General features: G+C 69.8%; 19 protein-coding genes. 7 read left to right on the top strand and 12 right to left on the bottom strand.

Annotated elements, in window-relative coordinates:
- Nucleotides 1-149: 149 nt before the first annotated feature.
- The 3 genes from CACI_RS13760 to CACI_RS13750 are packed head-to-tail and all read right to left on the bottom strand — an operon-like array spanning nucleotide 150 to nucleotide 1,787.
- Nucleotides 150-911, bottom strand: coding sequence for a DsbA family oxidoreductase (locus tag CACI_RS13760; protein WP_012786968.1), 762 nt, complete (start codon nucleotides 909-911; stop codon nucleotides 150-152).
- On the bottom strand, nucleotides 908-1,327 hold the full coding sequence (locus CACI_RS13755) for a cupin domain-containing protein (protein ID WP_012786967.1): 420 nt from the start codon (nucleotides 1,325-1,327) through the stop codon (nucleotides 908-910). Before CACI_RS13755 ends, CACI_RS13760 begins: the two co-directional genes overlap by 4 nt.
- A 22-nt stretch (nucleotides 1,328-1,349) precedes the next feature.
- A complete protein-coding gene (locus tag CACI_RS13750) occupies nucleotides 1,350-1,787 on the bottom strand; it encodes an RrF2 family transcriptional regulator (RefSeq protein ID WP_012786966.1) in 438 nt (145 codons plus the stop codon).
- Between the two features lie 358 nt (nucleotides 1,788-2,145).
- Here CACI_RS13750 and CACI_RS13745 point away from each other — a divergent pair, with 358 nt between their 5' ends.
- Nucleotides 2,146-2,727, top strand: coding sequence for a flavin reductase family protein (locus tag CACI_RS13745; protein ID WP_012786965.1), 582 nt, complete (start codon nucleotides 2,146-2,148; stop codon nucleotides 2,725-2,727).
- Nucleotides 2,728-2,743: 16 nt separating this feature from the next.
- Here the strand turns inward: CACI_RS13745 and CACI_RS13740 are convergent, their stop codons facing one another.
- Nucleotides 2,744-3,634 (bottom strand): TIGR03564 family F420-dependent LLM class oxidoreductase, encoded by an 891-nt coding sequence (locus tag CACI_RS13740; protein ID WP_012786964.1) that lies wholly within the window; start codon nucleotides 3,632-3,634, stop codon nucleotides 2,744-2,746.
- Nucleotides 3,635-3,736: 102 nt separating this feature from the next.
- Here CACI_RS13740 and CACI_RS13735 point away from each other — a divergent pair, with 102 nt between their 5' ends.
- Nucleotides 3,737-4,276 carry a TetR/AcrR family transcriptional regulator gene (locus CACI_RS13735; RefSeq protein ID WP_012786963.1) on the top strand — a complete coding sequence of 180 codons (540 nt, stop codon included), beginning with the start codon at nucleotides 3,737-3,739 and terminating at the stop codon, nucleotides 4,274-4,276.
- A 38-nt stretch (nucleotides 4,277-4,314) separates the two neighbouring features.
- Here CACI_RS13735 and CACI_RS13730 read toward each other — a convergent pair whose 3' ends face one another.
- Nucleotides 4,315-5,229 carry a maleylpyruvate isomerase N-terminal domain-containing protein gene (locus CACI_RS13730; protein WP_190276756.1) on the bottom strand — a complete coding sequence of 305 codons (915 nt, stop codon included), beginning with the start codon at nucleotides 5,227-5,229 and terminating at the stop codon, nucleotides 4,315-4,317.
- A 226-nt stretch (nucleotides 5,230-5,455) separates the two neighbouring features.
- Nucleotides 5,456-5,536 (bottom strand): putative leader peptide, encoded by an 81-nt coding sequence (locus CACI_RS54180; RefSeq protein WP_395994335.1) that lies wholly within the window; start codon nucleotides 5,534-5,536, stop codon nucleotides 5,456-5,458.
- Nucleotides 5,537-5,767: 231 nt separating this feature from the next.
- On the opposite strand from CACI_RS54180, the gene CACI_RS13725 reads away from it, so the two are divergent.
- Both CACI_RS13725 and CACI_RS13720 read left to right on the top strand, forming a co-directional pair.
- Entirely contained in the window at nucleotides 5,768-6,586 is an 819-nt protein-coding gene (locus tag CACI_RS13725; RefSeq protein ID WP_012786961.1) for a DUF1684 domain-containing protein, read from the top strand.
- Nucleotides 6,587-6,710: 124 nt separating this feature from the next.
- Nucleotides 6,711-8,072, top strand: coding sequence for an MFS transporter (locus CACI_RS13720; RefSeq protein ID WP_012786960.1), 1,362 nt, complete (start codon nucleotides 6,711-6,713; stop codon nucleotides 8,070-8,072).
- Between the two features lie 127 nt (nucleotides 8,073-8,199).
- On the opposite strand, the gene CACI_RS13715 is transcribed toward CACI_RS13720, so the two are convergent.
- Nucleotides 8,200-8,793, bottom strand: coding sequence for a TetR/AcrR family transcriptional regulator (locus CACI_RS13715; protein WP_012786959.1), 594 nt, complete (start codon nucleotides 8,791-8,793; stop codon nucleotides 8,200-8,202).
- 92 nt (nucleotides 8,794-8,885) lie between these two features.
- Here CACI_RS13715 and CACI_RS13710 point away from each other — a divergent pair, with 92 nt between their 5' ends.
- Nucleotides 8,886-9,230, top strand: coding sequence for a nuclear transport factor 2 family protein (locus CACI_RS13710; protein ID WP_012786958.1), 345 nt, complete (start codon nucleotides 8,886-8,888; stop codon nucleotides 9,228-9,230).
- A gap of 75 nt (nucleotides 9,231-9,305) precedes the next feature.
- Here CACI_RS13710 and CACI_RS13705 read toward each other — a convergent pair whose 3' ends face one another.
- Nucleotides 9,306-9,749 carry a MarR family winged helix-turn-helix transcriptional regulator gene (locus CACI_RS13705; protein WP_012786957.1) on the bottom strand — a complete coding sequence of 148 codons (444 nt, stop codon included), beginning with the start codon at nucleotides 9,747-9,749 and terminating at the stop codon, nucleotides 9,306-9,308.
- Between the two features lie 57 nt (nucleotides 9,750-9,806).
- Here CACI_RS13705 and CACI_RS13700 point away from each other — a divergent pair, with 57 nt between their 5' ends.
- Entirely contained in the window at nucleotides 9,807-11,312 is a 1,506-nt protein-coding gene (locus CACI_RS13700) for a DHA2 family efflux MFS transporter permease subunit (protein ID WP_012786956.1), read from the top strand.
- Here CACI_RS13700 and CACI_RS13695 read toward each other — a convergent pair.
- The 4 genes from CACI_RS13695 to CACI_RS45500 all read right to left on the bottom strand — a co-directional run bounded on the left by CACI_RS13695 (nucleotide 11,290) and on the right by CACI_RS45500 (nucleotide 23,378).
- Complete coding sequence (locus tag CACI_RS13695; protein WP_041540214.1) at nucleotides 11,290-19,737, bottom strand: RHS repeat-associated core domain-containing protein; 8,448 nt, start codon at nucleotides 19,735-19,737, stop codon at nucleotides 11,290-11,292. The two genes, CACI_RS13700 and CACI_RS13695, sit on opposite strands and share 23 nt — an antisense overlap.
- A gap of 15 nt (nucleotides 19,738-19,752) precedes the next feature.
- On the bottom strand, nucleotides 19,753-20,109 hold the full coding sequence (locus CACI_RS13690) for a hypothetical protein (RefSeq protein WP_012786954.1): 357 nt from the start codon (nucleotides 20,107-20,109) through the stop codon (nucleotides 19,753-19,755).
- Nucleotides 20,110-20,275: 166 nt separating this feature from the next.
- Nucleotides 20,276-21,109, bottom strand: a complete 834-nt coding sequence (locus CACI_RS13685) for a hypothetical protein (RefSeq protein ID WP_012786953.1) — start codon at nucleotides 21,107-21,109, stop codon at nucleotides 20,276-20,278.
- Between the two features lie 88 nt (nucleotides 21,110-21,197).
- A complete protein-coding gene (locus CACI_RS45500; RefSeq protein ID WP_012786952.1) occupies nucleotides 21,198-23,378 on the bottom strand; it encodes an RICIN domain-containing protein in 2,181 nt (726 codons plus the stop codon).
- A gap of 477 nt (nucleotides 23,379-23,855) precedes the next feature.
- Between CACI_RS45500 and CACI_RS13675 the strand changes: the two genes are divergently transcribed.
- Entirely contained in the window at nucleotides 23,856-24,986 is a 1,131-nt protein-coding gene (locus tag CACI_RS13675; RefSeq protein ID WP_012786951.1) for a cellulose-binding domain-containing protein, read from the top strand.
- Nucleotides 24,987-24,995 lie beyond the last annotated feature (9 nt).

Below are 24,995 nucleotides of genomic sequence, written 5' to 3'. Positions count from 1 at the left end.
TGGCGAGGCGCGGGCTCGCCGGAAGACTCAGCGGCTAGCGCTGGCGCAACACAGGGCGCTGGAGGTACGCCGGAAGTCGACGTAGCGGCAGACCACGCCGGGGTGGATGCGAGTCATGGAGCTCATCGTGGCGTGAAGTCGCAGCTCTGTCAATTGATACCTACAGATGTCTTATGAGACGAGACGCCGGCGGGGGCGGCGGCGAGCCCGGGCGCCACGGCGCGGACGGCGTCGAAGTACTCTGATTCGGCACGCCACCCGGGCACGACGGCGCGCCCCGCGGGCCCGTGGAAGACCAGCGTGGGCAAGGCGTAGCGGAAGCCGTCCGCCGGCTCCTCGCCCAGCGGTTTGGCCCGCCCCGGATGCCGTCCGGGCACGTCGAGCTCCAGCACCTCCCGGCACGGCGCGCGGGTCTCGGCCCAGTCGGCGCGCACGGCGGCCAGGGTCTGCGGCGCCGCGGCGTCGGCGGCCAGCCGGTCGGCGTTCAGCCCCGGCAGTCGGCGGACAGCGGCCAGGACGCGCTCGGGGGTGTCCGCGGGCTCGCCGTCGGCGAACGTCGTCTCCCGCAGCCGCCACAGGACGGCGTCGGCGATCTCCGAGCCCTGACGCTCGGCGGCCTTGGCGGCCAGCGAGGCCGGCCAACTGCTCGCGATCACCCAGGCCAGGCGTTCGGGAACCGGCGCACCGGTGTGGGCCGCGATCTCCCGGACCTCGCTCAGATACCAGGCGGCCTCGGCGGCCGGGTCCGGCGCGGGCGGCTCGCCGTCGTCGAACAGGATCCCGAACACCCGCCGCCACCGCACGTCCGGCCCGAGCGCCGCGCGCAGCCGGCGGAACTTCGGCTCCGATCCCCAAGCCCAGGGGCATGCCGGATCGGTGAACTCCACCACCCGCAGCCGCGGCGCGCTCACGTCGCCACCGGCGCCCACAGGCTCGGCAGGTTGACCACGATCCCCTCCTGGCTGCTGCGCGCGATCACCACCACCGCCTCCTCGGCGTTCGGGTTCTCCTCGCGGTGCGGCACGAACGGCGGCACGAAGACGTAGTCGCCGGGACCGGTCTGGATCCTGACCTCCTCCTCGCCCTCGGCGAACACGAAGACCGGGTTCCCGGACACCACGTAGATGGCCGTCTCGGCCTCCCCGTGGTGGTGGTCGCCGGAGTTGGTGTCCGGGGCGACGTGGGTCTGGCCCATCCACACCTTCTCGGCGCCGACGGTCTTGCCGGACACCGCCTCCAGGCGGGTCATCCCGGAGGTCTGGCCCGTGTTCCCGGACAGGTCGGCGGCCTTGATGTGGCGCAGTGGGGCGTGCCAGTGGTCGGTCATGTCGTGACTCCTAAGGGTCCTGTCACGTCCGCAGGGCGGGCGCGCCCAACGCGGCGTGAGCGGTCTGGTTCAGCAGGTCGGCGATGCTGACAGCGCCGAAGAGGTCCTCGACGCGCGCACCCAGGGCGAGCCAGAACAGACCCAGCCCGGCGGCCGGTGCGGGATAGGCGACGTCAGCCGGCGGCACGTCGTTCACGGTGAGCAACTCGCCGTCGACCGCGCGCACGACGTCGGCCAGCGCGATCTCGGCGGCTTCCCGGCCGATCCAGTAGCCGCCTTCACAGCCGCGCTGGCTGCGCACCAGGCCGGCCACGCGCAGATCGCGGACGACCGCCTTCAGGAAGCGGTACGGGATCTGCTGCGATTCGGCGATGGCCTCGCAGGTCACCGGCCGGGAATCGGCCGCGGCGAGCTCGATCAGGACGCGGACGGCGTAATCGGTTCTGGCCGAGACACGCATGGGCACCGGTCCTCGCAAGAGTTCTCGGAGAACGTCCGGACGGTGAGCGCGCCGGACGTCGCGGGGTTGACACCGAAGGACTCTAGCAAAATAGACTCCTGAAGGTATCCTTTGAACCACGCCCCTTCTCGGCGTCCGCGGCACCGGACGCCTGGCCGCGGCACCCCTGGCACTCACGGCACTCACGCAGTGCCTCGCCGAGCACCGCATGCGTCCGCCCGGCCTCCCGCAGCGCAGCGAATCCAGCCGCATCGTCCCCACCTGTCTCATCGCCGATCACCGTCCCGGACACGGTCGCGCATAAAGAGCACCATGTCTATGGGTGACCTGGAGAATGAGACGCCGACAAGGAGCCATTGTGAGCGTCCACGCCCAGATCCAGATCCCGTCCGTGACCGCGCCGAGCCCGATAGCCGCCCCGACCGCTCAGATCACCCCGACGGGCCCGACAGGCCCGACCGCCCCGACCGCCAAAGAACTGCGGACCATGTTCGCGTCCTTTCCGACCGGCGTCACCGCGGTCGCAGTCCTCGTCGACGGCAGCCCGGTGGGCCTGGCCGCCAACTCCTTCACCTCGGTCTCCCTGGAACCCGCGCTGGTGTCGGTGTGCGCGGACCTGAAGTCCTCCACCTGGCCGGTCCTGCGGAGCCGGCCGCGTCTGGGCATCAGCATCCTCGCCGCGCAGCACGAACAGGCATGCCTGCGTCTGGCCTCCAGGTCCGCGGACCGGTTCGCCGACCTGGACTTCCGCGCCTCAGCCGACGGAGCGGTGTTCGTCGAGGGAGCCGGCGCCTGGATCGAGTGCTCGCTGGAGGCCGAATACCCGGCGGGCGACCACGACATCCTCCTGCTGCGCGTCCACGACATCGGAGCCGACCCCTCGGTGGCACCGCTGGTCTTTCACCGAAGCGGCTTCCGCAACCTGGACGAGCAGGGGTGAGGTCCCCGCATCCGCCTCAGCGGATCGAGCCCAGGAACTCGATCATGCGCTCGGCGTCCCCGAACGGACCGACCAGCAGATCGGTCGTCCCGGCGTCGGCATAGGCTCGCAGCTCTCGCTCCAGGGTCTTCTCATCGCCCGCGACGAGGGTGTCTCCGACGTTCGACTTGCCCTGGCGGCCGAGGATCTCCTGGTAGGCAGGCATCTGCGACGCCATCGCGTACCGCTCGGCCAAGGCGCGCCTGGCCTCGTCCGGATCGTCGGTCAAGGCCGCGACGACCAGGGCCACGATCCTCGGCGCGGGACGTCCCGCCTCCTGCGCGGCGCGGTTGATCAGAGGTGCCACATGCTCGCCGATGACGCGCGGACCGGCCCAGACCGTGGTGGTACCGTCGGCCAGCTCGCCGGCGGTGCGCAGCATGACCGGGCCGAGCGCCGAGAGCAGCAGCGAGGGCCGCTGCGCTCCCGGAGCGTCCACGCGCCCCACCGCGGTGATCCGCTCGCCCCGGTATTCGGTCGGCCGGCCGTCGAGCAGCGAGCCCAGCGCCTCCAGGTATTCGCGGGTGTGCTGCGCGGGCCTGTCATAGGCGATCCCGAACTGCCCCTCGATGACGGCGGGGTGACTCGGCCCGACGCCCAGCGTGAACCGGTTGCCACTGATCCCCTGGGCGGTCAGCGCCTGGGCGGCCAGGGCCAGCGGGTGCCGCGGAAAGGTCTGCGTGACGGCGACCCCGACCTCGAGCCCCGGCGCCTCCCGCCCGCACACGGAGGCCAAAGCGATCGCGTCCCAGGACCCCACCTGTCCGAAGAACATCGCGTCCAGGCCGGCCGCGGCCACCGCGCGGGCCCTTCCGATGTGCTCGTCCACGCTCAGTGCTTCGCCGCCTGCGAAAAGTCCCCACCGCACGCCGGTCCCCTAACCTGAATATGAAGTTCCGCTTCTGCGTCGGCAGCCTACACTAACCTGAATCCGATATTCCGCTTGTCGAACCCTGTCGAAAGGCCGCCCGTGCGATCCGACGCGCGCCGCAACCGCGAGCTGATCCTCAGCGCCGCCGTCGACCTGTTCACCGAATACGGCCCGGCGGTCTCGATGGAGGAGATCGCGCGCTCAGCCGGGCTCGGCGTCGGCACGCTCTACCGCCACTTCCCCGACCGGCAGAGCCTGCTGTACGAGATCGCCACCGACAGCCTGCACCGCCTCCACCAGCACGCCCAAGACGTGCTCGGCACCACGGCTTCCGGCTGGGAAGCCCTCGTCGACATCATCGAGCGCTGTGTGAGCCTGCCCTTGGCCCTCACCAAGTCACTCAGCGAGATCCCCTTGGACACGCCCGAAATCGACACCCTCGCGGCCCGAAGCGACGCGCTCATCCTTCAAGCCGTCATTCACGCGCAGAAGCAGGGCGAGCTGCGCCGAGACCTCACTCCCGCCCAGGTGCTCGAGATGCTGAGCGTGGTCGTCTGCCGCCCCGGAATCCGCACCGACGATCCCCTGATCACCGTCTTCCTCGACGGGCTGCGCGCGCAGCCGCATCGCCCAAGGTAGGTAGCCATCCGTCCGGCATCGCCCCGCACCTCCACGTCTCAGGTGGCCAGCGGTAAGAGGTCTGCGAGCCACTGATGGGAGTCCGGCAGAAGCCTTCCGGCGGGACGGCGACCGGTAGCCGCCTGGATCCAGCTGATCGCCGGGACGATCGTCGCCGGACGCTTGGCATGAAGCGCGATGAGCGAGCCGTCCGTGCCCAGGGCGATCGGCGCCGATCGGGACCCGGCCGGGCCGCGACGCTCTCCGAGCGCGGCGAAGTAGCCGCCGACCAGGCGCACGGCCGGACCGTGGGCGCGCCCTGGACGGCCGAGCGCGTCGGCGAGATCCAGGCCGTGCACGACGGCTCCCACCAGACGCGTCACCGTGTAATCGGCCAGCGTGATGCCGCCGGCCGCGCCGCGCAGGACGAGCCCCGGCTCCCCCGAGCGCAGTATCGCCGCCGCTGTCGAGGCCGCGACCCGGTGCAGCCTGGCCAACTCGGCGAGCTCGGCCAGCTCAGCAAATCGCGCCCCGGGCGCCGAGCCGGCGACGGCACGGGCCTGTTCGACGGTGAGCGTGGAGAGCGAACCAGACCCCTGATACCAGTCCAAGGCGTCCAGGACCGGCGCCCGGCGCCGGGGCTGCGAGGCGTGCGCCGTCTGGACCACGTGTTCGGCACTCGCGATGACCTGGCCCAGCAGATCGGCGACCCGCCACCGGGCCGACGGGGTCGGAGCCCGCCACTGGGACTCCCTGACCGGCTGGAGCAGTTCGTCCAGGATGAAGTGCTGGAACGCCAGGGCATCGCAGACGTCGTCGAAAGTCGGCTGCCCGGGCCGGGTCCACCAGGTCAGGCGATACGGCTCCGGAAGCGGTCGGAGCGGCTTCGGCGGCTTGCGGGTCCGAGGCCGTACCCGTGACGCAGTGGCCTGGGTCGTTGTCGGTGTCGGTGTCGTGGTCGTTGTCATGGTCATCGTCATCGCCTCTGGTCCTGTCGTGGCGTGGTTCAGCGGAGGTGGGGATGCGAAGCAGAGCACTGACGACCCGCGCCCGGCCCACCGACGCGATGCGGCTGTGTGCCATGGGCTTTCGCAGATCATGGTGCGGACGCGAGTGCGGGCGCGGGCGCGCCGCGTCGGGGAACGGCGGACAGCCAGGCTTCCCGGTTCAGGTGCTCAGCACCTGGTCAGCGGCGTGGACTCAGCGACCGGGACACAGGGCGCTGGCGCTGCGCCGGAGGTCGATATGACGGCGGGAGTACGTACCGGAGTCGCGGTCCACGTCCGTCTCCTTCCCGGCCTGCTCGACCTGTAATCCATATGGAACTTATCGAAATGGTAGAACATCTCACGCCGAGGTGCGCGACCCCCTCAGGCCGCGAATTGGACCTGCGGCGTCCAGAGCATGAGACGGCGATGGCAGTCCCGGCGTCCGTCCCGTCATGATGAAAGCACCCACAAACTCGAGTCATTCAATAGACATTCGAGTGGGTCCTCTGAAGGGACACCGAACATGACCGTCCAGGACGTGGCAGCAGACGTGGACGCCTTCGCTCAGACCTGGCGGGAGTGGCACAGCGGCCACGAAGACCGGCTGGCCGACCCGCACGGCTTCCTCGCGGTCACCAGCCTGCACTGGCTGCACGAGGAGCCCCAACGTTTCCCCGACGCCCCCGGCGCGTGGTCCACCGGCCCCGACGGCGTCCGGGTCGTCCTGGCCGAGGGCGAGGAACTGATCGTCGACGGAGCGGCTGTGCACGGCGAGTACAGCTTCGGGGTCATCGGCGAGCGAGCCAGCCTCTTCCCCGTCTCCGGAGACGCAGTCATCGAGGTCGCCAAGCGCGGCGGCCACGACATCGTGCGCCCCCGCCACCCCGAGAACCCGCTTCGCCTGGCCTACAACGGGACCCCGGCTTACGAGCCGGACTCGCGGTGGGCGGTCACCGGTCGCTACGTGGCTTTCGACCACCCTCGTCCCACCACCGTCGGCGCCGCCGTCGAAGGCCTCCAGCACGTCTACGACGCGCCGGGCCGCGTCGAGTTCGACCTCGCCGGACACAGCCTGAGCCTGACCGTCTTCGAGGGGCACGCCCCAGGCAGCCTCCTGGCGCTGTTCACCGACGCCACCTCCGGCGTGAGCACCTACGCGGCCAACCGATCGCTGCAGATCGATCCGCCGGCCGCCGACGGAACAGTGTGGTTGGACTTCAACCGCGCGGTGAACCTGCCCTGCGCCTACACCGACCTGGCGACCTGCCCGCTGCCGCCGGCAGAGAACCGGCTCCAGGTCGCCGTCGAGACCGGCGAGAAGATCCCGCACGAACGCCGCTGAGCTGACGAGAGCCCGTTCCGCCTGGCCGGGGAGCTGTCGATGGGCCGATGTGCTGTCCGGCGGCCGCTTGCAGGTCTGACTCAGCGCCGGCTGCCCTACGAGTTCCCCAGCGAGGACGACCGGCATGACCCACACGCCCGCCGCGACCAGTCCGCACACACCTGACGGATACCTGCCCGCACCGCTTCCGTCGAGCCACAAGGCATTCGCGGCACTGGCCGTCCGCGACTACCGCATCTACCTGTCGAGCGGCCTGATCTCCAACATCGGCACGGCGATGCAAGGGGTCGCCCTGGACTGGTTCGTGCTGACCCGTACCCACAGCGGAACCGCGGTCGGCTGGACCACCGGACTGCAGTTCGCGCCAGTGCTGCTGTTCGGCCTGTGGGGTGGTGTCCTCTCCGACCGCTACGACCGACGCGTCCTGCTGCTCACCGCGCAGACGCTCTACGCGGTCCAGGCGGCGATCCTCAGCGTCGCCGTCCTCACCGGCCACGCGCCCCTGTGGCTGATCTACTTCTTGTCCTTCTGGCTGGGCTGTGTGTTCACCGTGGAGAACCCGGCACGGTTGTCGTTCGTCACCGAGCTGGTCGGCAGTGCGCTGATACCGAACGCCGCCGGATTGAACATCCTCTCGCTCACCATGGCACGCCTGATCGGCCCGGCCGTCGCCGGGCTGCTGATCGCCGCCGTGGGCACCGGCTGGGTGTTCGTGATCAACACGGCGTCCTTCGCCTTGGTGATAGCCGGATTGGCGGTGATCCGGCCGAGCCCGAGAACGATGGTGCGGGGATCAACGCCGTGGAAGGGCGCCGGCACAGCGGGCTTGCGCTATGTGGCGGGCCGACCGAGGCTTCTGGCGGTCCTGGCCGTCTTCGGGTTGGTGATGACGTTCGGGGTGAACTTCCCGATCACGCTGACGTTGTTCGCCGGCCAGGTCTACAGCGTCGGCTCGCGCGGGCTCGGCTTCATGTCCACCGCCCTCGGGGTCGGCACGATCGCCGGAACGCTCTTGGCGGCGCGAAAGGCGGCGCCGCGAGTGAGCAAGGTTGTGGTCGGAGCGGTGTTGTTCGGAGCCGCCGAGACGGCTGCCGCACTGGCTCCGGCCTACGTCGTGTTCCTGGCGCTGCTCGTACCAGCCGGCTTCGGACTGATGATGCTCAACACCGCGGTGAGCGGCTACGTGCAGTCCGAGGTCCACGAGGCGGTTCGCGGCCGGGTGATGGCCGTCTACACAGTGGTCGCGATGGGCGGCACGCCGATCGGCGGTCCGGTGACCGGCTGGATCTGCCAGCACGCCGGCGTGCGCTGGGGAATGGCAGTCGGCGCCGTGGTCTCCATCGCCGGGACCGGGCTGGTCGCCCTGTGGCTGCTCGGCCGCCTAGCCGCGCGCGGCACGGCCACCGCGGCGGAGCGCGTACCGCAGCCGGTGCCGGCGTGTGTCGCGGTCCCGGCAGCGGCGAGCTGTGGCGAATACGACGTCTGACCCGGGGATTCATCCGACACGGTGGTCATGGGGATCTGCGGCTGCCAGATCGGCGCGTTGCCGAATCGGCGTGTTCGCCGCCTACTCGTGCTCCCGCCGCGCGGCCATGGATTTCGCCGACCGGCCGCTAACCGCTGGTCCCCGCGCCGGGGCGGGGCAGGACAGGTCGTGGGAGGACGCCCTCCATGAGCACTTCCAGGGCGCGGTCGGCACGCTGAGGGGCAGCTTGAGTGGCGGCGGTCAGGAACATGAGCAACTCCGCGATGTCGATGTCGGGCCGTACGGCCTCCGCGTCCTGGGCGCGAGCCAGGAGCGGCGCGGCGGCGTCGAAGAGCGCCTCGTGCCACGCCGCCGCCTGCGGTGGCTCGACGCCGGCGGGGCCCGGGTGGTCGGCGAGGAACGCCTCCCTGAGCAGGCGGCTGGTGGCGACGTGTGCCGCGACTGCGCGCAGCCACGCCGTCAGCGCCGTACCGGGGTCCGGCGCCACCGTGAGCTCCCGTGCCTTGTCGCACAGCTCTGTGATCCGCTGTTCGTAGACGGCCTCGATCAACCGCCCGCGGGTCGGGAAGTGCCGGTAGAGGGTGGCATTGCCGACTCCCGCGACCCTGGCGATCTCATCGAGCGACGCGCCCGCGCCATGGCCGTTCAACACGGTGTCGGCGGCCGTGAGCAGGCGCTGGCGGTTGCGTGCGGCGTCAGCGCGACGCGGCGACGGCGGCATGCCGAGCCTCCTTGCTAAACGGGGAGCAGTCCCCGTAGCATCTCACACCAGAAAGCGGGGACAGCTCCCCGTTTCAAGGGAGGGGACATCGAATGGCTACAACGATGGGACCGGGCGACGTCGTGCGGGCGATCATCAGGGCCCGCGCCGAAGGCGACATGGACGCCGCCCTCGCGTTGATCGCCCCGCAGTCGCGCGACCAGGGGCAGACCGTCAGCCACACCGACTGGCGGCAGAAATGGGCGCATCTCATGGCAGCCGGCCTGGAGGTCGTCACCGAGCGAACCGTCGAGAACGGCGAATGGGTCGCCAACCTCTACCGGGTCCATGGCGCCCCGGGCTCCGACGGCGCCGAGACACGCGGCATGGACATGGTCCGAGTCCTCGACGGCCGACTCGTCGAGCACTGGTTCTTCGTCGAACCGGACCCCGCCTGACCAGGTCGGCATGACTTTCCTCCGCCGGTCGCGTCCCGGGCGGAGCGGTGCACGAGCAGGCGCGAAAACCTGGGCCTATTCCTGTCGGACCGCCTCGCGAACCTTCTCCAGCAACGCTCGCAGCTGCTCCCGCTCCTGACTGCTGAGCATGCCGGTGGCGTCGGCGAGGGCTTGGGTGTCCACGGCCTCCGCCTTTTCAAAGTGCGCGCGGCCGGCGTCGGTCAGGGTGATCAGGAATGCTCGGCGGTCCTCGAGGTGCCGTACGCGCTCCACCAGGCCGTCGTGTTCCAGGCTGTCGACGATGGTCGTGGTCGTGCGCGCCGCGATGCCGAGCATCTCGCTCAGGTCGCGCATGCGGAGCGGCGTGGCTTCGCGGGCGAGCATGCGCAGCGCGCGAAGGCGGGCTACCGAGGAACCCATCGGACGCAGCCTGCTCTCCACGAAGTAGCGCAACACCACTGTGGTGTCGAAGAGCTCGTCCACCAGGACATCGCTGCTTCCGTGATGCTGCCGTGCCATTGCCGCTCCGCCTCTCATTTATCCTGAGTCCACTCATAGTGAGTATACTCAGCAAGTATGTCCGTCCACGACGTCCTGTCCCGCGGTACGCCGAATCCCCTACGCAACCAGCGCGTCGTCATTCCGATCATGTCCGTCTTCACCATCTTCATGGTGATCGTCGACGGCTCGATCACCACGGTGGCGCTGCCGTCGCTGGCGCGTCAGTTCCACCTGTCCCCCGCCGGCCTGGACGGCGTCGTCGTGATCTATCCCATCTGCCTGGGCATGGTCATCCCCACCTCCGCCTGGCTGCTCGAACGCCACGACGGCCGCCGCGTGCTGCTGCTCGGCCTGGCCCTGTTCACCCTGGCCTCCGGGCTGTGCGGGGCTGCTGAGAACCTTCAGCAGCTGATCGTCTTCCGCGCCCTGCAGGGCCTGGCCGCCGGGGCGTTGATGCCCGTCTCGCAAGCGCTGATATTCAGGACTTTCACGCAGCACGAACAGATACGACTGTCCCGGATCACGATCATCCCCCAACAACTGGCTCCGGCCATCGCGCCGTTGCTCGGCGGCTCACTGGTGGTGGCCTTCAGCTGGCGCTGGGTCTTCTACGCAAACGTACCGGTCGGTCTGGCGGCCGTGGTGTTCGGGCTGCTCTTCCTCGGAGAGCACCGCGAGCACCGCGCCGCCCGGCTGGATCTGGCCGGCCTGCTGCTCAGCGCTGCCGCGATGGGCTCCCTGATGTACGGGGTCTGCGCCGGCCCGGACCACGGGTGGGCCACACCGGCCGTTATCAGTGCGCTGATGGGCGGTGCGGCGTTGCTCGGCCTGGCCATACGCCACCAGTTGCGCACGGACCAGCCCGCGCTGCGGCTGCGATTGTTCGCAGACCGGCTCTTCCGCAAGGCCTGCCTGGTCGGCCTCGTCGGACTCATTCCCACCATGGGCACCATGTTCCTGATCCCGCTGTTCCTCCAGCAGGCGCAGGGGCGCGACGCCTTCGCCTCCGGCAGCGCGACCTTCACCGAGGCCTTCGGCGTGTTGCTGACCATGCAGGCGGTCGGCGTCCTTTATCAGCGGGTCGGCCCGGGCCCGATCATCGGGGGCGGGCTGCTCGGCGTGGCCGTCGTCGAGCTGCTGTTCGCGACCTGCGACGCCGACACCGGGCTGTGGACGCTGCGGCTCTACATGTTCCTGCTCGGCGTCATGATGGGCGCCTTCTTCATCCCGGTCACCCTGGCCTCACTCACGACGCTCGACCGTGCCGACTCCGCCCAGGCTGCGACCCTGGGCACGGTCGTGCGGCAGTTCGGGATGGCGCTGGCGCCGACCGTCGTCACCACCGTTCTCGTCCTCGACTCCGGCCACGGCGGCCACGCCGATATCTCGACGCCGGTGGCGGGATACCAGAAGGCGTTTCTCGTCCTCGCCGCGATCGCGCTGTTCACCGGGCTTTACGCGTTCAGCTTGGGTCGCCAGCGTCGGATGCCGGAGGCGGAGTCCACCGGCACGGCGAATGTGCACGCCGCGGGCGCGGCGCAAGGAGTCCGTCAGGCCCTCACTGCCCGAACACCCGAATGATCGTCTGTATCGCCCGATTCCGGTGGAACGTCAACATCCGCCCACCCTGGCGCACATGCAGCACCCCCTCACCACCGGGAGTGTTGCCCACCCTGATCCGGGAGTTCGGCGCCCGCACCAGCAGACCCGAGCGTTGTGCGAACTCCTGGGCGTAGGGGACGTTTCCCGTGCCGAGGTTGCAGGCGATGAGCTCCACTGCCGCATACCCCCGGTTCCGCACGTTGTTGCTCAACGTCCTGGCCGACATCACCGGGTCTGGACCCATCGCGACTACCAGGTCTGGCGGCGGCAGCATCGAAGGGCCCTGGCCACCGTTGCCGTGTGTCACCAGCTCCAGCACGCTGCCGCGACGCTCCGGCGTCGGAATCGGCCGCGTTCCGGTCGACACCACGCCTCTGGCCCGGCGCCCGGCGGCGACGTGCCCGAACGCCCGGTGCTGCATGTCCGTCAGATCCCAAGCCCCGGTCCCCCCGCCGTTGACCACCATGACGCCGCGGTTGCGAGCCTGGGCGAACGTCGCCTCCACCGACCGGTTCGCCGCGTACCCGAGCCCCGCCGCACCCACGAGCCCGACCGCGGCACCGAACCCGGCGCCGATCCCGGCCTCCCGCAGCGCGTCCAACGCCGACGCCCCGTTGGCCGCGGCGGCCAAGCCGCCGGACAACGCCCCGTCCACAGCCCCGCTGACCGTCCCGATCAACAGCCCCTTGGCGATCCCCCGCGCCGTATGCACCCCGGCCTGCGACACCTGAGAAGCGGCGGCACTGGCCGCCCAGGCGCCGAACCCATAGCCGATCAGACCACTCAGCGCTCCGATACCGGCGCCGATCCCCGCCTGCTTGGCGATGTCCGCTCCGTCCTGACCGGCGATCTTCGCCGACACCGCACTGGATGCCGCCCCGATAGCGGCACCGACAGCCATGGCGATCAGGATCGGAATGAAGGCGATGTCTCCCTCGGGGTCGGCGTAGTTCACCGGATCCCCGTCGGCGTACGTGTACGGACTGTCCGACGCCCCGGCCGGATCGCACGCGTAGAACCGGTACAACCCGGGGTCGTACAACCGCGCCGTGAAGTCCGACAATCCGCTGCCGGCATCACGCTCCCGCCCCAAGTACCGGTACCGCAGTAGCTCCGGCTGGCTGCCGGCCTGCGGACCCATCGCGCCCCCATAGGGCAGATAGTCATACCGGCCGAGGAGTTCGCCGGCGCCACCGATCAGCAACCGGCTGGACCCCTGCCGATCCCGCACCACAGCAGCCCGCCCCTGCGGCAGCCACACCGGCGAACCCGTCGGCGAACCCGTCGGCGAACCCGCCGCCGACCCGGCCGGAGACCCGGTCGGCAGCCCGTGCCGCGGTCCCGGCGCGGAATCACCCACCACCGCCACCAGCCCACCGACCCCGTGCACGAAGTGGACCCGCGCCCACTCCTGCTGCCCACCGGCTCGCGACAACTCCGTCAACACCCCGTCCGCGGCCCCGGCCAAATACCGCCGCTCCTCAACCAGCGCACCGTCAAGCGCCACACGTTTCGCCGACCAACGCCGCCCATCGGGACCGCGCGCCGCCAACTCCAGGCGCGCGCCGTCGACGGCGGCGACCAGCAGCGGCAACCCCGTCACCGGGTCGTATCGCAATGTGCTGACCTGCGCCGCCGGCGTATCGGCAGTCTGACCGGAGGCCGTGTACCCGAAACCGGTATGCCCGTCGGCCTCCATCAACCGGTCCCCATCAGGCTGATACCCGAAGACCCGATCCCGTCCGCCGTCGCGCACCCGCAGAACGTTGCCGTTCGCGTCGAACTGCGCCGCACCACCGGCCCCGGCTCCGAAGCTGAACGCGGCGTCCGCACTGTTCTGTGCCGTACGCAATCGCCCGTCACGGCCGTAGGTGTAGCGCCACGAGTAGGCTGCGGGCAGTCCGGCGCCGCCGACGGGTACGTTGTATTCGACCTGCGCGACCTGCCCGCCGTAGTACCGCGTCCCATCAGCGTCCGGTGCGTCCCAGTAGCCGATGACCTCCCGGAAAGCCGCACTGTCGATCACCGTCGGCAGCCCCAGGGAGTTGTACCGTATCCGGCGCGTCAACGGCACCGGGCCGGCCGCGTGCAAGGTCTCGAACTCCACAGCACCAGAAGCGGCGTATCCGTAGGCGGCGTACGCGACCGGGTCCTGTGGCGTTCCGACCGACACCGGTCGTCCCAGCAAGTCGTACCCGTACCGCACCACCGGCGCACCGGCCGACTCTCCAGTCTTATGCGGATACACACATAGCTCGGGCAACCCGCCAGCCTGATACGTGTACCCGGTGATCCATTCCGGCTCTCCGCTTCCGCGCCGCTCCCGGCACTCCACGATCCGCCCGGAAGCGTCATAGCGGTACGTCGTCTCGATCGCGGGCGCCACCGGATCGGGCCGGCTCGTCCACCGCCACGCCCGACCGGCGGTGTCCAGATCGCTGCCGTCCCCGTCATAGGCGATGCGGGTTCGCCACCCCGGCGCCTGCTGCGGCCAGTCGCTGCCGGCCAGCGGCTGCAATACGGCCCGGTCCCACACCGCCTCCACGATCCCGGTATCCGTCGGCCGCCCCAACACGTCGTACACGACGTACACGATCCGGTCCGGCAGCACCCCGGGATGCTCGCTGCGGCCGTCGGCATCCAGCCGGAACCGTGGCAGGTCCCGGTCGTCGTACACCGTCTCGGTCAGCCCGGTGTCGGCCGTGCGCTGCGTGATCACCCGCCCCAGCCCGTCACAGACGATGTCCGCCACCGCCGACATCGGGTCTTGACCCGGCCGCGGCGCGAAGTACGCCGGCGAGTACACCCGCGCCAGGTTGCCCCGCACGTCGTAGTCATACGCCGTCCGCAGATCCACCCCGCTGGGATCCGCGCGCGTGCCCAGCACCCGCCCGGACGGATCGGTGACGGTCACCGCGGCCCGGTCGTCGGCATCAGTGCTGACCGTCGCCGGATACCGTCCGGGCGGCAGGTGGTCCAGGAACCCGTCGAGGACCTTCGCGCCGTGCGATATCCGGCTGGTGTGCGCCGGCTGCCTCACCCGCGGCACGATCGCGTGCACCAGCCCGGGCAGCCCGACTTCCAGCTGCCGCGCCGTATCGGCCGCCTCAAGCCGGCGCCGCGTATACGGATAACCCTGGTCATCGGAGCGTTCACCCCCGGCGTAATACGCGGCGGCATCCCCGGCCAACTGCCCGCTCGCCGCATCGACCCCGGTGGCATACGTCGCCCGATACCCCGGCAACGCCCCCGGATAGGCCACCGCTTTCACATCGATCGCCGGGCGGCCCAACGCATCGGCGAGCACCCCGGTGACAGTCACCTGCTGCTCCTGCACGAACTGGCTTTGCCGCAGCGCCCCGGAACCGTCACGGTAGTCCACGCTCAGCGACGGCTGGTGCAGCACCATGACCCGGCTGAACCCCTGCCCCCGGCCGCCGGCACTGAGCACGACAGCGCCGCCGACCGGCTCACCGAACCGGTGCGCGAGGATCTGCCGGCCCGCGATCAGGAACACCACCGCGTCCGGCAACGCCACCAGCAGCCAGTCCGTCGAAACCGGCGGCGCGGCGGCCACGGAGGCGACCACGGCGCCGGCGCGCGTCAGCTGCCAGGCGCCGCCGGCCGGATCCCACCGCACCCCCACGTCGCCGACGGCGATCCCGGCCGGGTGGGCCGCGGCGTCGGCGCCGGCGACCGCGTCGACGCGCACGGCGAACCACGCGAAGTCCCGCGAGCCGCGCAACGTGGCCGTGCCCACGCCGCCATCGGTGTGGATCAGCACCCCGCCAAGGTCGGTCCACGCCGCGGCCGGCTGCGCGTCCCAGCGGGTCGGCCATCGCGACCAGCGGCCGAAGTCCAGCACCTCGGCCGGCCCGGCCGGGTCCACGATGGTCAGCGCGTTGGGCCGGTCGACGTCGAATCCGTCGCCGCCGAAGTCCTCGGCCGACCCGCGGGGCAGATGCTCGCCGCGCGGCGCGGTGTCGGCGCCCCGGGCATAGGCGGTTCCGCACAACGCCCCGAGACCGGAGCCGGGCCCGGACACGGTGACCGGCCGCAGGAAGTGGTCGTAGTGCCAGCGTGTGGTGTTGTCGGTCGCATCCAGCCCGGCCACCGGCAGCGAGCTGTCCCCGGCGTAGACGGTGGCGGTCACCACCGAGGCCAGCGGCGCGAACCGCAGGTCGTCGATGAACACCGGCCAGGCGGTCAGGGGGTTGACGCCGGTGATCGTGACGGTGGTCGCGGCGTCCGGATCGGGCGGGTCGAGGTAGGTCCACAGCCGCTGCCACCGCCCGCCGGTGTCGGTGATCGCCACCGTGGTCCCGGTGCCCGGTCCGCCGGAGCCCGGCACGAGCCGCACGCTCCACTGCGCCCCGGAGCCGGCGGGCAGCCCGGCGGCGGTGCGGACCCAGCAGGCGAACAAGGCTCGGCCGCTGCCGGCCGGCAGCTCGAAGCGGGCATGGACGCCGACGCCGTCGGCCAGCCGCAGACAGCGCGTGCCGGTGTGCGGATCCTCATCGGTGATCACACTGTCCAGCGTCTGCCCGTCAACCCGGGTCCAGCCCTGATACCGCTCATACGGCTCGAAGCCCAGACAGCAGCCGCCCGGCACCGGCCCTGCCAGGTCGACGTTGACCAGCGTGGCGGTGACCCGCCGGTCCTGCCGGTCGTACAGCGTCGAGGACGGCACACCGTACGTACTGCGCACCGTCGTCGCGGCACCGAACTGGTTGCGGGCACCGACCTGCGAGTCCCGCACCCAGGCGGTGCGATCACCGTTCGGGGCGTGGTCGAACACCGGAAGGTGGTCTGTGTCGGCGCGCCACGTCCAGTTCTCGTGCTCGGCCCACACCGGCGGCGCCGGCGCCGGCCAGTCGGCGCGGTAGGTCGTCGCGGTCGCCATCAGGTCCACGCCGGCGCTGCTGTCGGTGGCCGTCTCACCGGCGGTGTCGGTGAGCATGTGCGCGGCGCGCATGTCAGCGTACTGCGGCAGCGTCCAGGCGTAGGTGAGTCTGCGGATGATGGTGTGCGCCGTGCCGGTCGGCCCGGCGTCTTCGGCGCGCTGCTGGGTCAGCAGGCCGGTGGCCGTGTCATAGGTGCTCGTGACCGACTTCGTCACCGATCCGTACACCTCCAACAGCGGCTGAGCGGCGCCGTAGGCGTCTTCGACCCGGCCGACCGGATAGGTCGCGGCGCCGTCCAGGATCTCCCAGCGCGCGCCGGGGACCGGAACCGTCACCGAGGCGTGCGTGCTCAGCGGCAGCCCGGCGGCGGTGAACGCCTCTCGCACTGTCGGGGTCAGGGTTCTGGCGTCCAGTGCGGCGGCCTGGTCGCCGGGCAGGCCGAACAGGCGCAGCCGGGAGCTCACGGTCTGGCTGCCCACCTGCTGCGGCAGCGACACCGGCAGCGCGACGCCGATCGGCGAGGCCGCGCCGTGGGCGAGCGGGAGGGTCGCCCAGGTGGCGCGGGTGGCACCGACCTCGAAGCCGTCGGCGTCGAAGATCCGGCTCTCGGACAGGGTGCCGGTCAGCAGGCTGTACTGCTCCTGCGGGCCGGCGCCGACGGACAGGCCGGTGTGGAACCGGTAGTCGGTATGACCGCCGGCACCGCCAGGCCCAGAGGTGCGAGTGGCGGCCGGGAAGAACGCCGCCGACCCGCTCGGATCGAACACCGAGTGCACAGTGTCATAGGAGTAGGCGGACTCGGCACCGGTGTAGCCGGCGTCCAATCGCAGAGCGCTGACAACCGGCACGGTGACGCCGTCCGACAGCGACCGGTCGCTCAGCCGGTGCAGCGTCAACTGCCAGGCCGCGGCCAGGGTCCGGGCCATCGCCGGATAGGTGACGAACAGCCGCGGCCCGGCCATGCGGGAGGTGCCGACCTTGGCGTCGCCGACGACCAGACGCTGCTGCGCGAAGTCGGCCTTCTCAGCGACGGTGCCGTTACGCAGCACCAACGCTGTGGTGGTGGCATTGCCGGGATCCGAGGGTTCGCTTTGATACAGCAGGTAGGAGGGACCGAGGTTGTGCAGGGAACCGGCCGCGCCGACGATCGGCAGCTCGCCGATGGTGGAGAAGGTGCCGTTCGGCGCGCGCCAGCGGACGGCGGCGCCGGCGGTCAGGACCCTGTCACTGCAGGACGGCGGCCAAGCTTGGGCCACCTGGGCGCCGTCATGCGTGTCGTGTGCGTTGTGTGTGTGGTGTGCGCTGTCGGTGCCGGCGGGGATGAACGACCAGGTGTCGTCGGTCGTGCTGTAGGCCGCGTAGAGAGTCTTGGTCGACACGCCCTGGATAACGCTTTGTACGGCGAGGTCTTCGCCGTATGCGTAGAACGCGCCGGGGGTGGTCTCGAACCTCTCGCTGCGCCAGGCCACACCGTTGTAGCGAAGCAGCAGCGGCCCGTTGCCGACGACGGCGCCGACGACGGTGGTGATGTCGGCGAATCCCTCGCGCACGGTGTCCCGGGCGACGGCGAAGTCGGCTTCCCATTGCAGGGTCCGCAGCTCGGGTTTGCCGGTTTTCGCCAGGGTGTACGTGGCCACCGCGAAGCTGTCGCCCAGAGCCCAGTAGTCGGTGGTGTAACGCGAATCCCAGGTGAACTGCTCACCGGCCGATCCCTCCGGGCCCTGCTGCCAGGCGCCGGTGACGGTGAGATGGAACAACTGGTAGGTGGCGCGTCTACTGGCGGGGTCGTTGTCGTACCAGGCGACGATGTAGTACTCGCCGCGGGCGGCCAGCGCCACGCGGGTGATGGCGCGATTGCTGTGGACCGCGTCGGACCAGGTGTCGGCGATCGGGTTCCACCAGTAGCGGCGCACGGTCGCATCGCCGCCGATATGCAGGACGGCGAAGTCCGTGCCGGCGACCAGCACGGTTTCCTGGGGGACCTCGGTGCCGGTGCGCGCGACGGTGAACGGGGTCGGGGTCCACTCGCCGAAGCGCCCGGTCTTCTTACGGAACAGCCGTACGGTGGCCTCGCCGGTGCCGTTCTCGTCAGGCAGGTACAAGGCGAAGAAGTCCGCGGCGGCGGCGAACTGGGCGTACTCGGTGCGTATGCGGCCGAAGACGGTGGTGGTCCAGGCCTGCGACCAGCGGCCGCCGACGCTGTAGACGCGCAGCGTCGTCGAGCTTTGCGACGCCGAATACCAGGCGATCACCACGTAGTCCGGGCCTTGGAACACCAGCGGGACGGCGTCCGAAGCAGGGCGGGTGTCGGTGATCGAGGCGCGGAAGATGTCGTCGGCCGGCGGCGCGTCGGGACCGGGACCCAGGACGGCGGTGGTGTAGTCGATGTGCGCGGTGCCGCCTTGCGAATACAGGATCTCCCGCAGACCGCCGGGGTTCGCAGCCTCGGGGTCGGTGCGGTACGCGAAGCGAACCGGTGGCAGCGCCAGGCGGCCGAGGCGTTCTTGACGGACACCGGTCAGCAGGCGTTTGCGGAACGTGCCGTCGGTAGAGCCGGCGAAGTCCCGCAGCTCGTAGTCGAACCGCAGCGAATAGGCCAGGTTCTGCTCGCCGGCGCCACCGTAGACGTCCAGACCGGACAGGGCGCGGGTCTCATACCGGTCCTGGTACAGCGGATCGGGGGTGCCGTCGGGCTTCTGGTGCGGTGCGACGTATTCCTGCGGCTGCTTGTCCACGTACCGGAACAGCACACGCTGGCCGGTGGCCGCGTGCAGCTCGGCGAGGTAGGCGGCGCGGGTGTAGGCCAGACCGCCGGCGACTTCCACCTCGTCGTTGTCGTAGATCCAGGCCGCCGTGCGCTCGCCCCACGGGGAGTAGCTCGCGGAACGGTTCCACGCCACCGGGTAACGGCGGGTGTCGGCGGTGAGGACACGGCTGGCGCCGATCCAGTTGCCGCGGCTGACGCCGTACATCACCGCGTTCGAGCCCGAGGCCGGGTCGCCGAAGACGAGGGTCGAGCCGTCCTCGCGCAGGACCCGCCAGGTCTGGACCGGAGGATCGTAGGTGACGCGCCACAGCGGCCGGGCCGGGCACTGGAACCGCAGCAGACCGGCGTCCGAGCCGTACCAGACCAGCGGGGCCAGCACGCCGTCGCTTTGCAGCAGGTAACGGCCATCCAGCGGATTCTCACTGGTCTTGCCGTCCACGCAGATCCGGTCCGTGGTCAGCGTCCAGCCCAGACCCAACAGCCCGGTCGGCGCCTCCAGGTTCCACACCTCGGCGCCGCGCGCCCCCGAGCCGTCGTAGCCGACGGTGACCCGCAGGCCGTCCGCCTCCGAACGGCCGGACAGGTCGGCGAGCATGAGCGGCAGGTTCAGGGTCCCCTGGAACAGACTGACGTCCGCGGCCAGTGCGCCCAGGACGCCGGCGTCGAGCTGGGTGGGCCGGGCGGAGCTCTGCGGGCCCGGCGCGGCGCTCATCGTGCTGACATCACCGCTCATGGTCGCCGCGGCCCGTCAGTCCGAGGCTTCTTCAGCCAGCAGGCCCGGGCCCATGCCGGTGGCGTTGAAGGTGAACGTGCGATCCTTCGGCCGGCCCTCGTGGTTTCCGGTCCGGATACGCACCCTGGTGTTGTCCGCCCCGACGACCACGGCGTTGTCGCGGGTGTCGAACCCCTTGCTGCTCAGCTCGTTCGGGTACACCTGCGTGGCCACCACCACCGGCGTGACCAGGAACGTCGGAATGAACAAGACGGTGTAGACGCCCTCATCGACACGCTCCACGGTGAACCCGCCGGTCCCCCCGAGAATCTTCCCGTCCCCGTTGACCAATCCGGTGACCACGTATGTGGGCTTGGTGTACTCCGGTGCCATGTCGGATCCTTCCCTCTGGGGCCGCAGCCCCGGCCGCGTTATGCGGACCGTAGCCCTTGCGCCCTGAAGGACGAATACCTGCGAGGTAGGAGATAGCCTGCGATTGCGGCGCGTCAGTTCTCTGCGATACTGCGCTGCGCGCGCCGCCGGGGCGGACGGCCCGGCGTCAGTTGACGACCCATCGAGCCACCGACACGGCCTGGTGCGGACCGGCGATGGAGACGAACTGCGACGCGGGGGGAAAGTAGCCGTCGATGTCGAGGTGGTCGCTGCTGGGCGCTGCTTCGATGTGGTATCGGCGGTATTCGATGCCTGCGGCGCGGGCCACGTCGACCATCGCGTCCTCGCTGAATCCGAGCACCGGGATCGAGGCGAGCTGGTACAGGTCCTGGTTGAGCAGGAGCAGCCGCCGGACGGAGCCGTGGTCTCCGACCGCGGCGATCTCGACAACCGGTGCGGCGTGGCTGCGCGGCCGGGATCCGGGGGCTTGGTAGGGGATCGGCCGCGAGATCACGGCGCCGCCCGATTGCGCCGCGAACGCGCGGCGTACGCCCTGCTCGTCGTCGAGGACCAGGTAGCCGCGCTCCCAGCCGAGCCCGCCCTCTGAGAACCAGGGGGTGGTGCTGCGCCCCAGGAACCCGCCCGCATTGTGGTAGACCGTCCGGGACCGGGCACGGCTGAACACCCGAGAAGCTGCCACGGTAGCCATCGGCGCCACGATCATCGGGCCGGCCGACAGGCTGACCGGCGCGCGGGCACGGTTGCGGTCGTACTCGACCGTCCGTACGGCGCCCATCATGATGGCGAACACGGTCACGACGGTGCCGCCCGCGGTGAGACCGCTCACGTGGTCCGAGACACCCGAGAAAACCATGACGACGCCGACCGCCGACACCGGGAACCGTGCCCACCTGGGCACCCGCTTCCAGCGGGCTGGCTTCGCGAACTCCCCAAGAACATTGATCTGGCCGCTGTCCGCATGCTTCCGTCCCGTCCGCATAGAGCAAGGTTAGAACCGAGCTCGCTACGGCGCCGTCCGGCCGCCCATCAGATGGGGTGGCCGGACGGCGTTTCCCGCAGAGCACGTATCAGCGGGGGTTGAAGTCCTGGTTGGTTCCGGGTGCGTTCTTGCAGGGCCATTGGTCCAGTTGCTGGCCGGTGGTGCTGCCGTTGCCGTAGACGTCCAGGCACAGTCCGCTGTTCTGGTTCTTGAACTGCCAGGAGCCGTCGGACTGCTGCTGGGGCAGCCACAGGCTGGCGGCCGAGCTGCTGACCGGCTGCTGGACGATGTCCGGGGTGCCTTGGGCGGTGGAGCTATTGGCCACGGTCACGTCCTGGCTGGAGTTCTGGGCCTGGATCTGGCCGTAGCCGCCGGAGACCGGGACGAACTGGAACTGCTGGTTGCTCTGGCTGTTGCAGGTGTACTGGTCGATGGCCGCACCGGCGGTGCCGGTGTTGCCGAACACGTCCAGACACAGGCTGCTCTTGGCGATGACCAGGCGGTGGTAGCCGCTGGGGAAGCCGCCGCCGGTCGAGCCGGTGATCGTCCAGGTGAACGATGCGGACCCTGACGCACCGGTCGCGTCGGTCGCGGTGACCGTCACCGTGGAGGTCCCGCCTGCGCTCGGCGTGCCGGTGATCAGGCCGGACGGCGAGATCGACAGGCCGGTCGGCAGGCCGGTGGCGCTGTAGGTCAGCGTCTGGCCGGACGCCGAGTCGGCGCCATGGATCTGCAGGCCGCTGATCGCCGTCCCGGCGGTTCCGGTCTGGGAGCCCGGGTTGGTCACTGTGATGGTGTTGCCGCTCACCACGCCGGCTGGGATCACATACGTCACCAGGGAGCGGCCCGGCACGGTCGCGGTGAAGGCGCCGCCGGCGACCGTCGTCGTGCCCTGGGCTGCGACTTGGTTCGAGTTGTTGGTCAGGTACGGGGTCACGGTGGCGCCGTTGGCCACGCCGGTATTGGCCAGCGAATAGGTGAGCGCGTCCGAGCCGCTGCCGGTGTTAAGCGCCACGATAGCCAAGGAGCCGTCGGTGTTCTTGTACGCGCTCAGGTTCACCGCGCCGTTGGAGCTGCTCGCCCCGATACGGACAGCACCGGGGTGGATGTAGCGGCTGTAGTTCGCGAACGCCCACAACCGGCCGGTCGGAATCACCGAGCTGCCGTTGATCTCCAACAGCCCCTCATTGTCACCGTTCTCCGACGGGGTGGTACTGCCCCACCAATACAGGAACGCGTTCAGGTTCGCACCAGTCAACCCCTGGTTGATGTGCTGAGCCCACGCCATCCCGGAGGCATCGGAGCCGTCATCCCAGGCAGAGCTGAAACCCTCGAAAGTCGACCATTCAGTCTCCCACGACTGCTTGGTCCAACCCGGCAACGGCGAAGTCGGAGCCCCACTGTAGCCATGCCCGCCCACCATGCCCACCGCAGCCAACGCCGTCGGATCCGCCTCAATCGCCGCCGCATACTGCCCAGCCTTCGGCCAACCAGTCGCCGCACAACAAGTGACCTGAGTGGCCAGCCCCGAGCTCCGCAACGTCGGCCCGAGCACATCGACCACACTGGCCATCTGCGCCGGACTCATCGACATGCTGTCGTAGTTGGTGCTGTAGTCAGGCTCGTTCGACGGGCCCAGATAGGTCAGCGGCACACCCGCCGCCGCGTAGTCCCTGGCGTACTGCACCAGATAGTTCGAATACGCCTGACGCCAATCACCACTGGAACACGAAGCCCCGGCCGACCCACAAACCTGACCACCCCCGGATACCGAATTGTTGGTCTTCATGAAACCTGGGGCACTCCAGGCATCGGCGTACACGTTGGTGACACCGAAACGGGCCTTGATCTGCTGGGCAAACCACAACTGGCCCATGTCCTGGTTGATCTGCGACAACGGCAGATAGTTCGGCGTCGCACCAGGGCCACCAGGATTGGTCGGCTCGATCGTGTTGCCGGAGGTCGCACCAATCTCGTTACGCAGAATGGTCAAACCCGCCCCGGTCGTCGGACTGTACAAGTCAGCCAGCGCCTGCTGCTGCACCGAGGAGGAGGCATTCATCACCGCCGCCGCCTCACCAAACGCCTCCGAGGCACCGAACCCGGCAATCGTCTGATACGTCGTAGCTCCGTTGATCGTCGCGGTATCAGCCGCATACGCAGCACCGGACGGGACCACGACCGCCAGCGCGCTCGCGCCGATCACGCTCAAGACGGCGATGAGTGACACGCCTTTGCGGCGACTGATTCGTCTTGTCGATATGGGCATGCTTTATTCCTTTCTCACTAAGGGGTTTGCGTCGGGACCGGACTCTGACGAGACGTCTTGCTGAGCCTGCGGGCAGGAGATGGGATGTTCTCGGCGGAGTTGCGTCGTGCAGTAGGGGAAGATGGCACGGTCCGGCCGAAGGCTCAAGAGGACCTCGAGGCCACCTCGCGCCGACCCCTACCGCGCCACAGCCTCTGAAGTGCGGCAACTGCTCTCCATCGGGAGTAGCGCTCATCGAGATAGTCCGGGGTTGATGAAACTTTCCGCTTCAGCAGCTGCGTATCCGGGCAAGCTGACATCCCATGAATCCCCCGAGCCGGGTACCTCAGAGTGAAAGATGCATGCACGCGACGGCACGGTCACCGTCTGACCAGGGAGACCCGTACGCGGATATAGCAGTGCCCTTGCTTCTTTCGGCTGCCTGTCTACGATGACCCTTCGCCCGGCACCACAGCGTCAGGAGAAGGAGAACCGGCTATGCTGCGCAGGCTGTTGATGTCCATCCTCGCGGCAGTGGTGTCGCTGGCGGGGCTGTTGGTCCCGGTGGCCGCGAACGCAGCGACCACGCCGGGATGCACGGGCGGAGTCTCCGTCAGCCAGTTCACGTTCAACCCCTCGAGCGTTCCACTCGGCGGTCATTCCGAGCTCACCCTGGTCCTGCAGAACTGCGGCAGCCAGACCGTGCAGGGCTCGACCATCTGGTACGGCCAGTTCGCCGGACAGGGCTGCCCGGTGCTCGACCCGGCCAATCCCTCCCCCTTCACGATCGCTCCCCAGGGGAGTCTCACCCTCAGCAAAACCTATGGCGACCCGGGCTTGACGGGATGTCACCCGACCTCACTGCACATGAGCACGGGTGTGAGCGTGACCGGCGTCGGCACGGTCGCCACTCCGACGGCCACGCTGCAGTTCGTCCCCGCGTGCGACGGCGACACCGGGTTCGCCGTCGACCGGCTCGACTTCAGCCCGGTCGCGGTCGCTCCCGGCCGGCTCTCGACGGCGACCCTGGTCCTGCAGAACTGCACCGCCCAGACCGTGACGGGCTCGACCACGTGGATTCCCCGGCTCACCGGGTCCGGTCCAGACCTGCCGCCCGGCTGCCCGGCCCTGGACCCGGTCGCGTTCCCCGCCTCGATCGCGCCGGGCGCCACGGCTACCGCGACCCTCCAGCTGGGCGATCCGGTCGCCAGCTGCCTGGCCACCGGCCTGCTCCTGACCGTGAACGTGTACGAGACCGGCGTGACGAACCCGGTGTACATCGCCCAGGCGAATCTGGGGATCATCCAGCCGGCTCCCGACAGCTGCCACGTCACCTACACTCCTGCCAACTGGCCGGGCGGGTTCACGGCCAACGTCACGATCACGAACACCGGCACGGCCGCGATCAACGGCTGGACGCTGGGCTTCACCTTCCCCGGCGACGAGACAGTCACCCATGGGTGGAACGCGAGCGTCACGCAGAAGGACACCACAGTCACCGCGTCCAATCTCGCCTACAACGCCACCATCGCACCCGGTGCCAGCCAGTCGTTCGGCTTCCAGGGCACCTGGGCCGCTGACAACACGCCGCCCGCGACGTTCGCCGTGAACGGGGAGCTCTGCTATTGACCGACAATG

The organism is Catenulispora acidiphila DSM 44928 (assembly GCF_000024025.1).
Classification (GTDB): domain Bacteria; phylum Actinomycetota; class Actinomycetes; order Streptomycetales; family Catenulisporaceae; genus Catenulispora; species Catenulispora acidiphila.
Note: the sequence above shows the minus strand (reverse complement) of the source record. Positions and strands in the feature narration are given on the sequence as shown.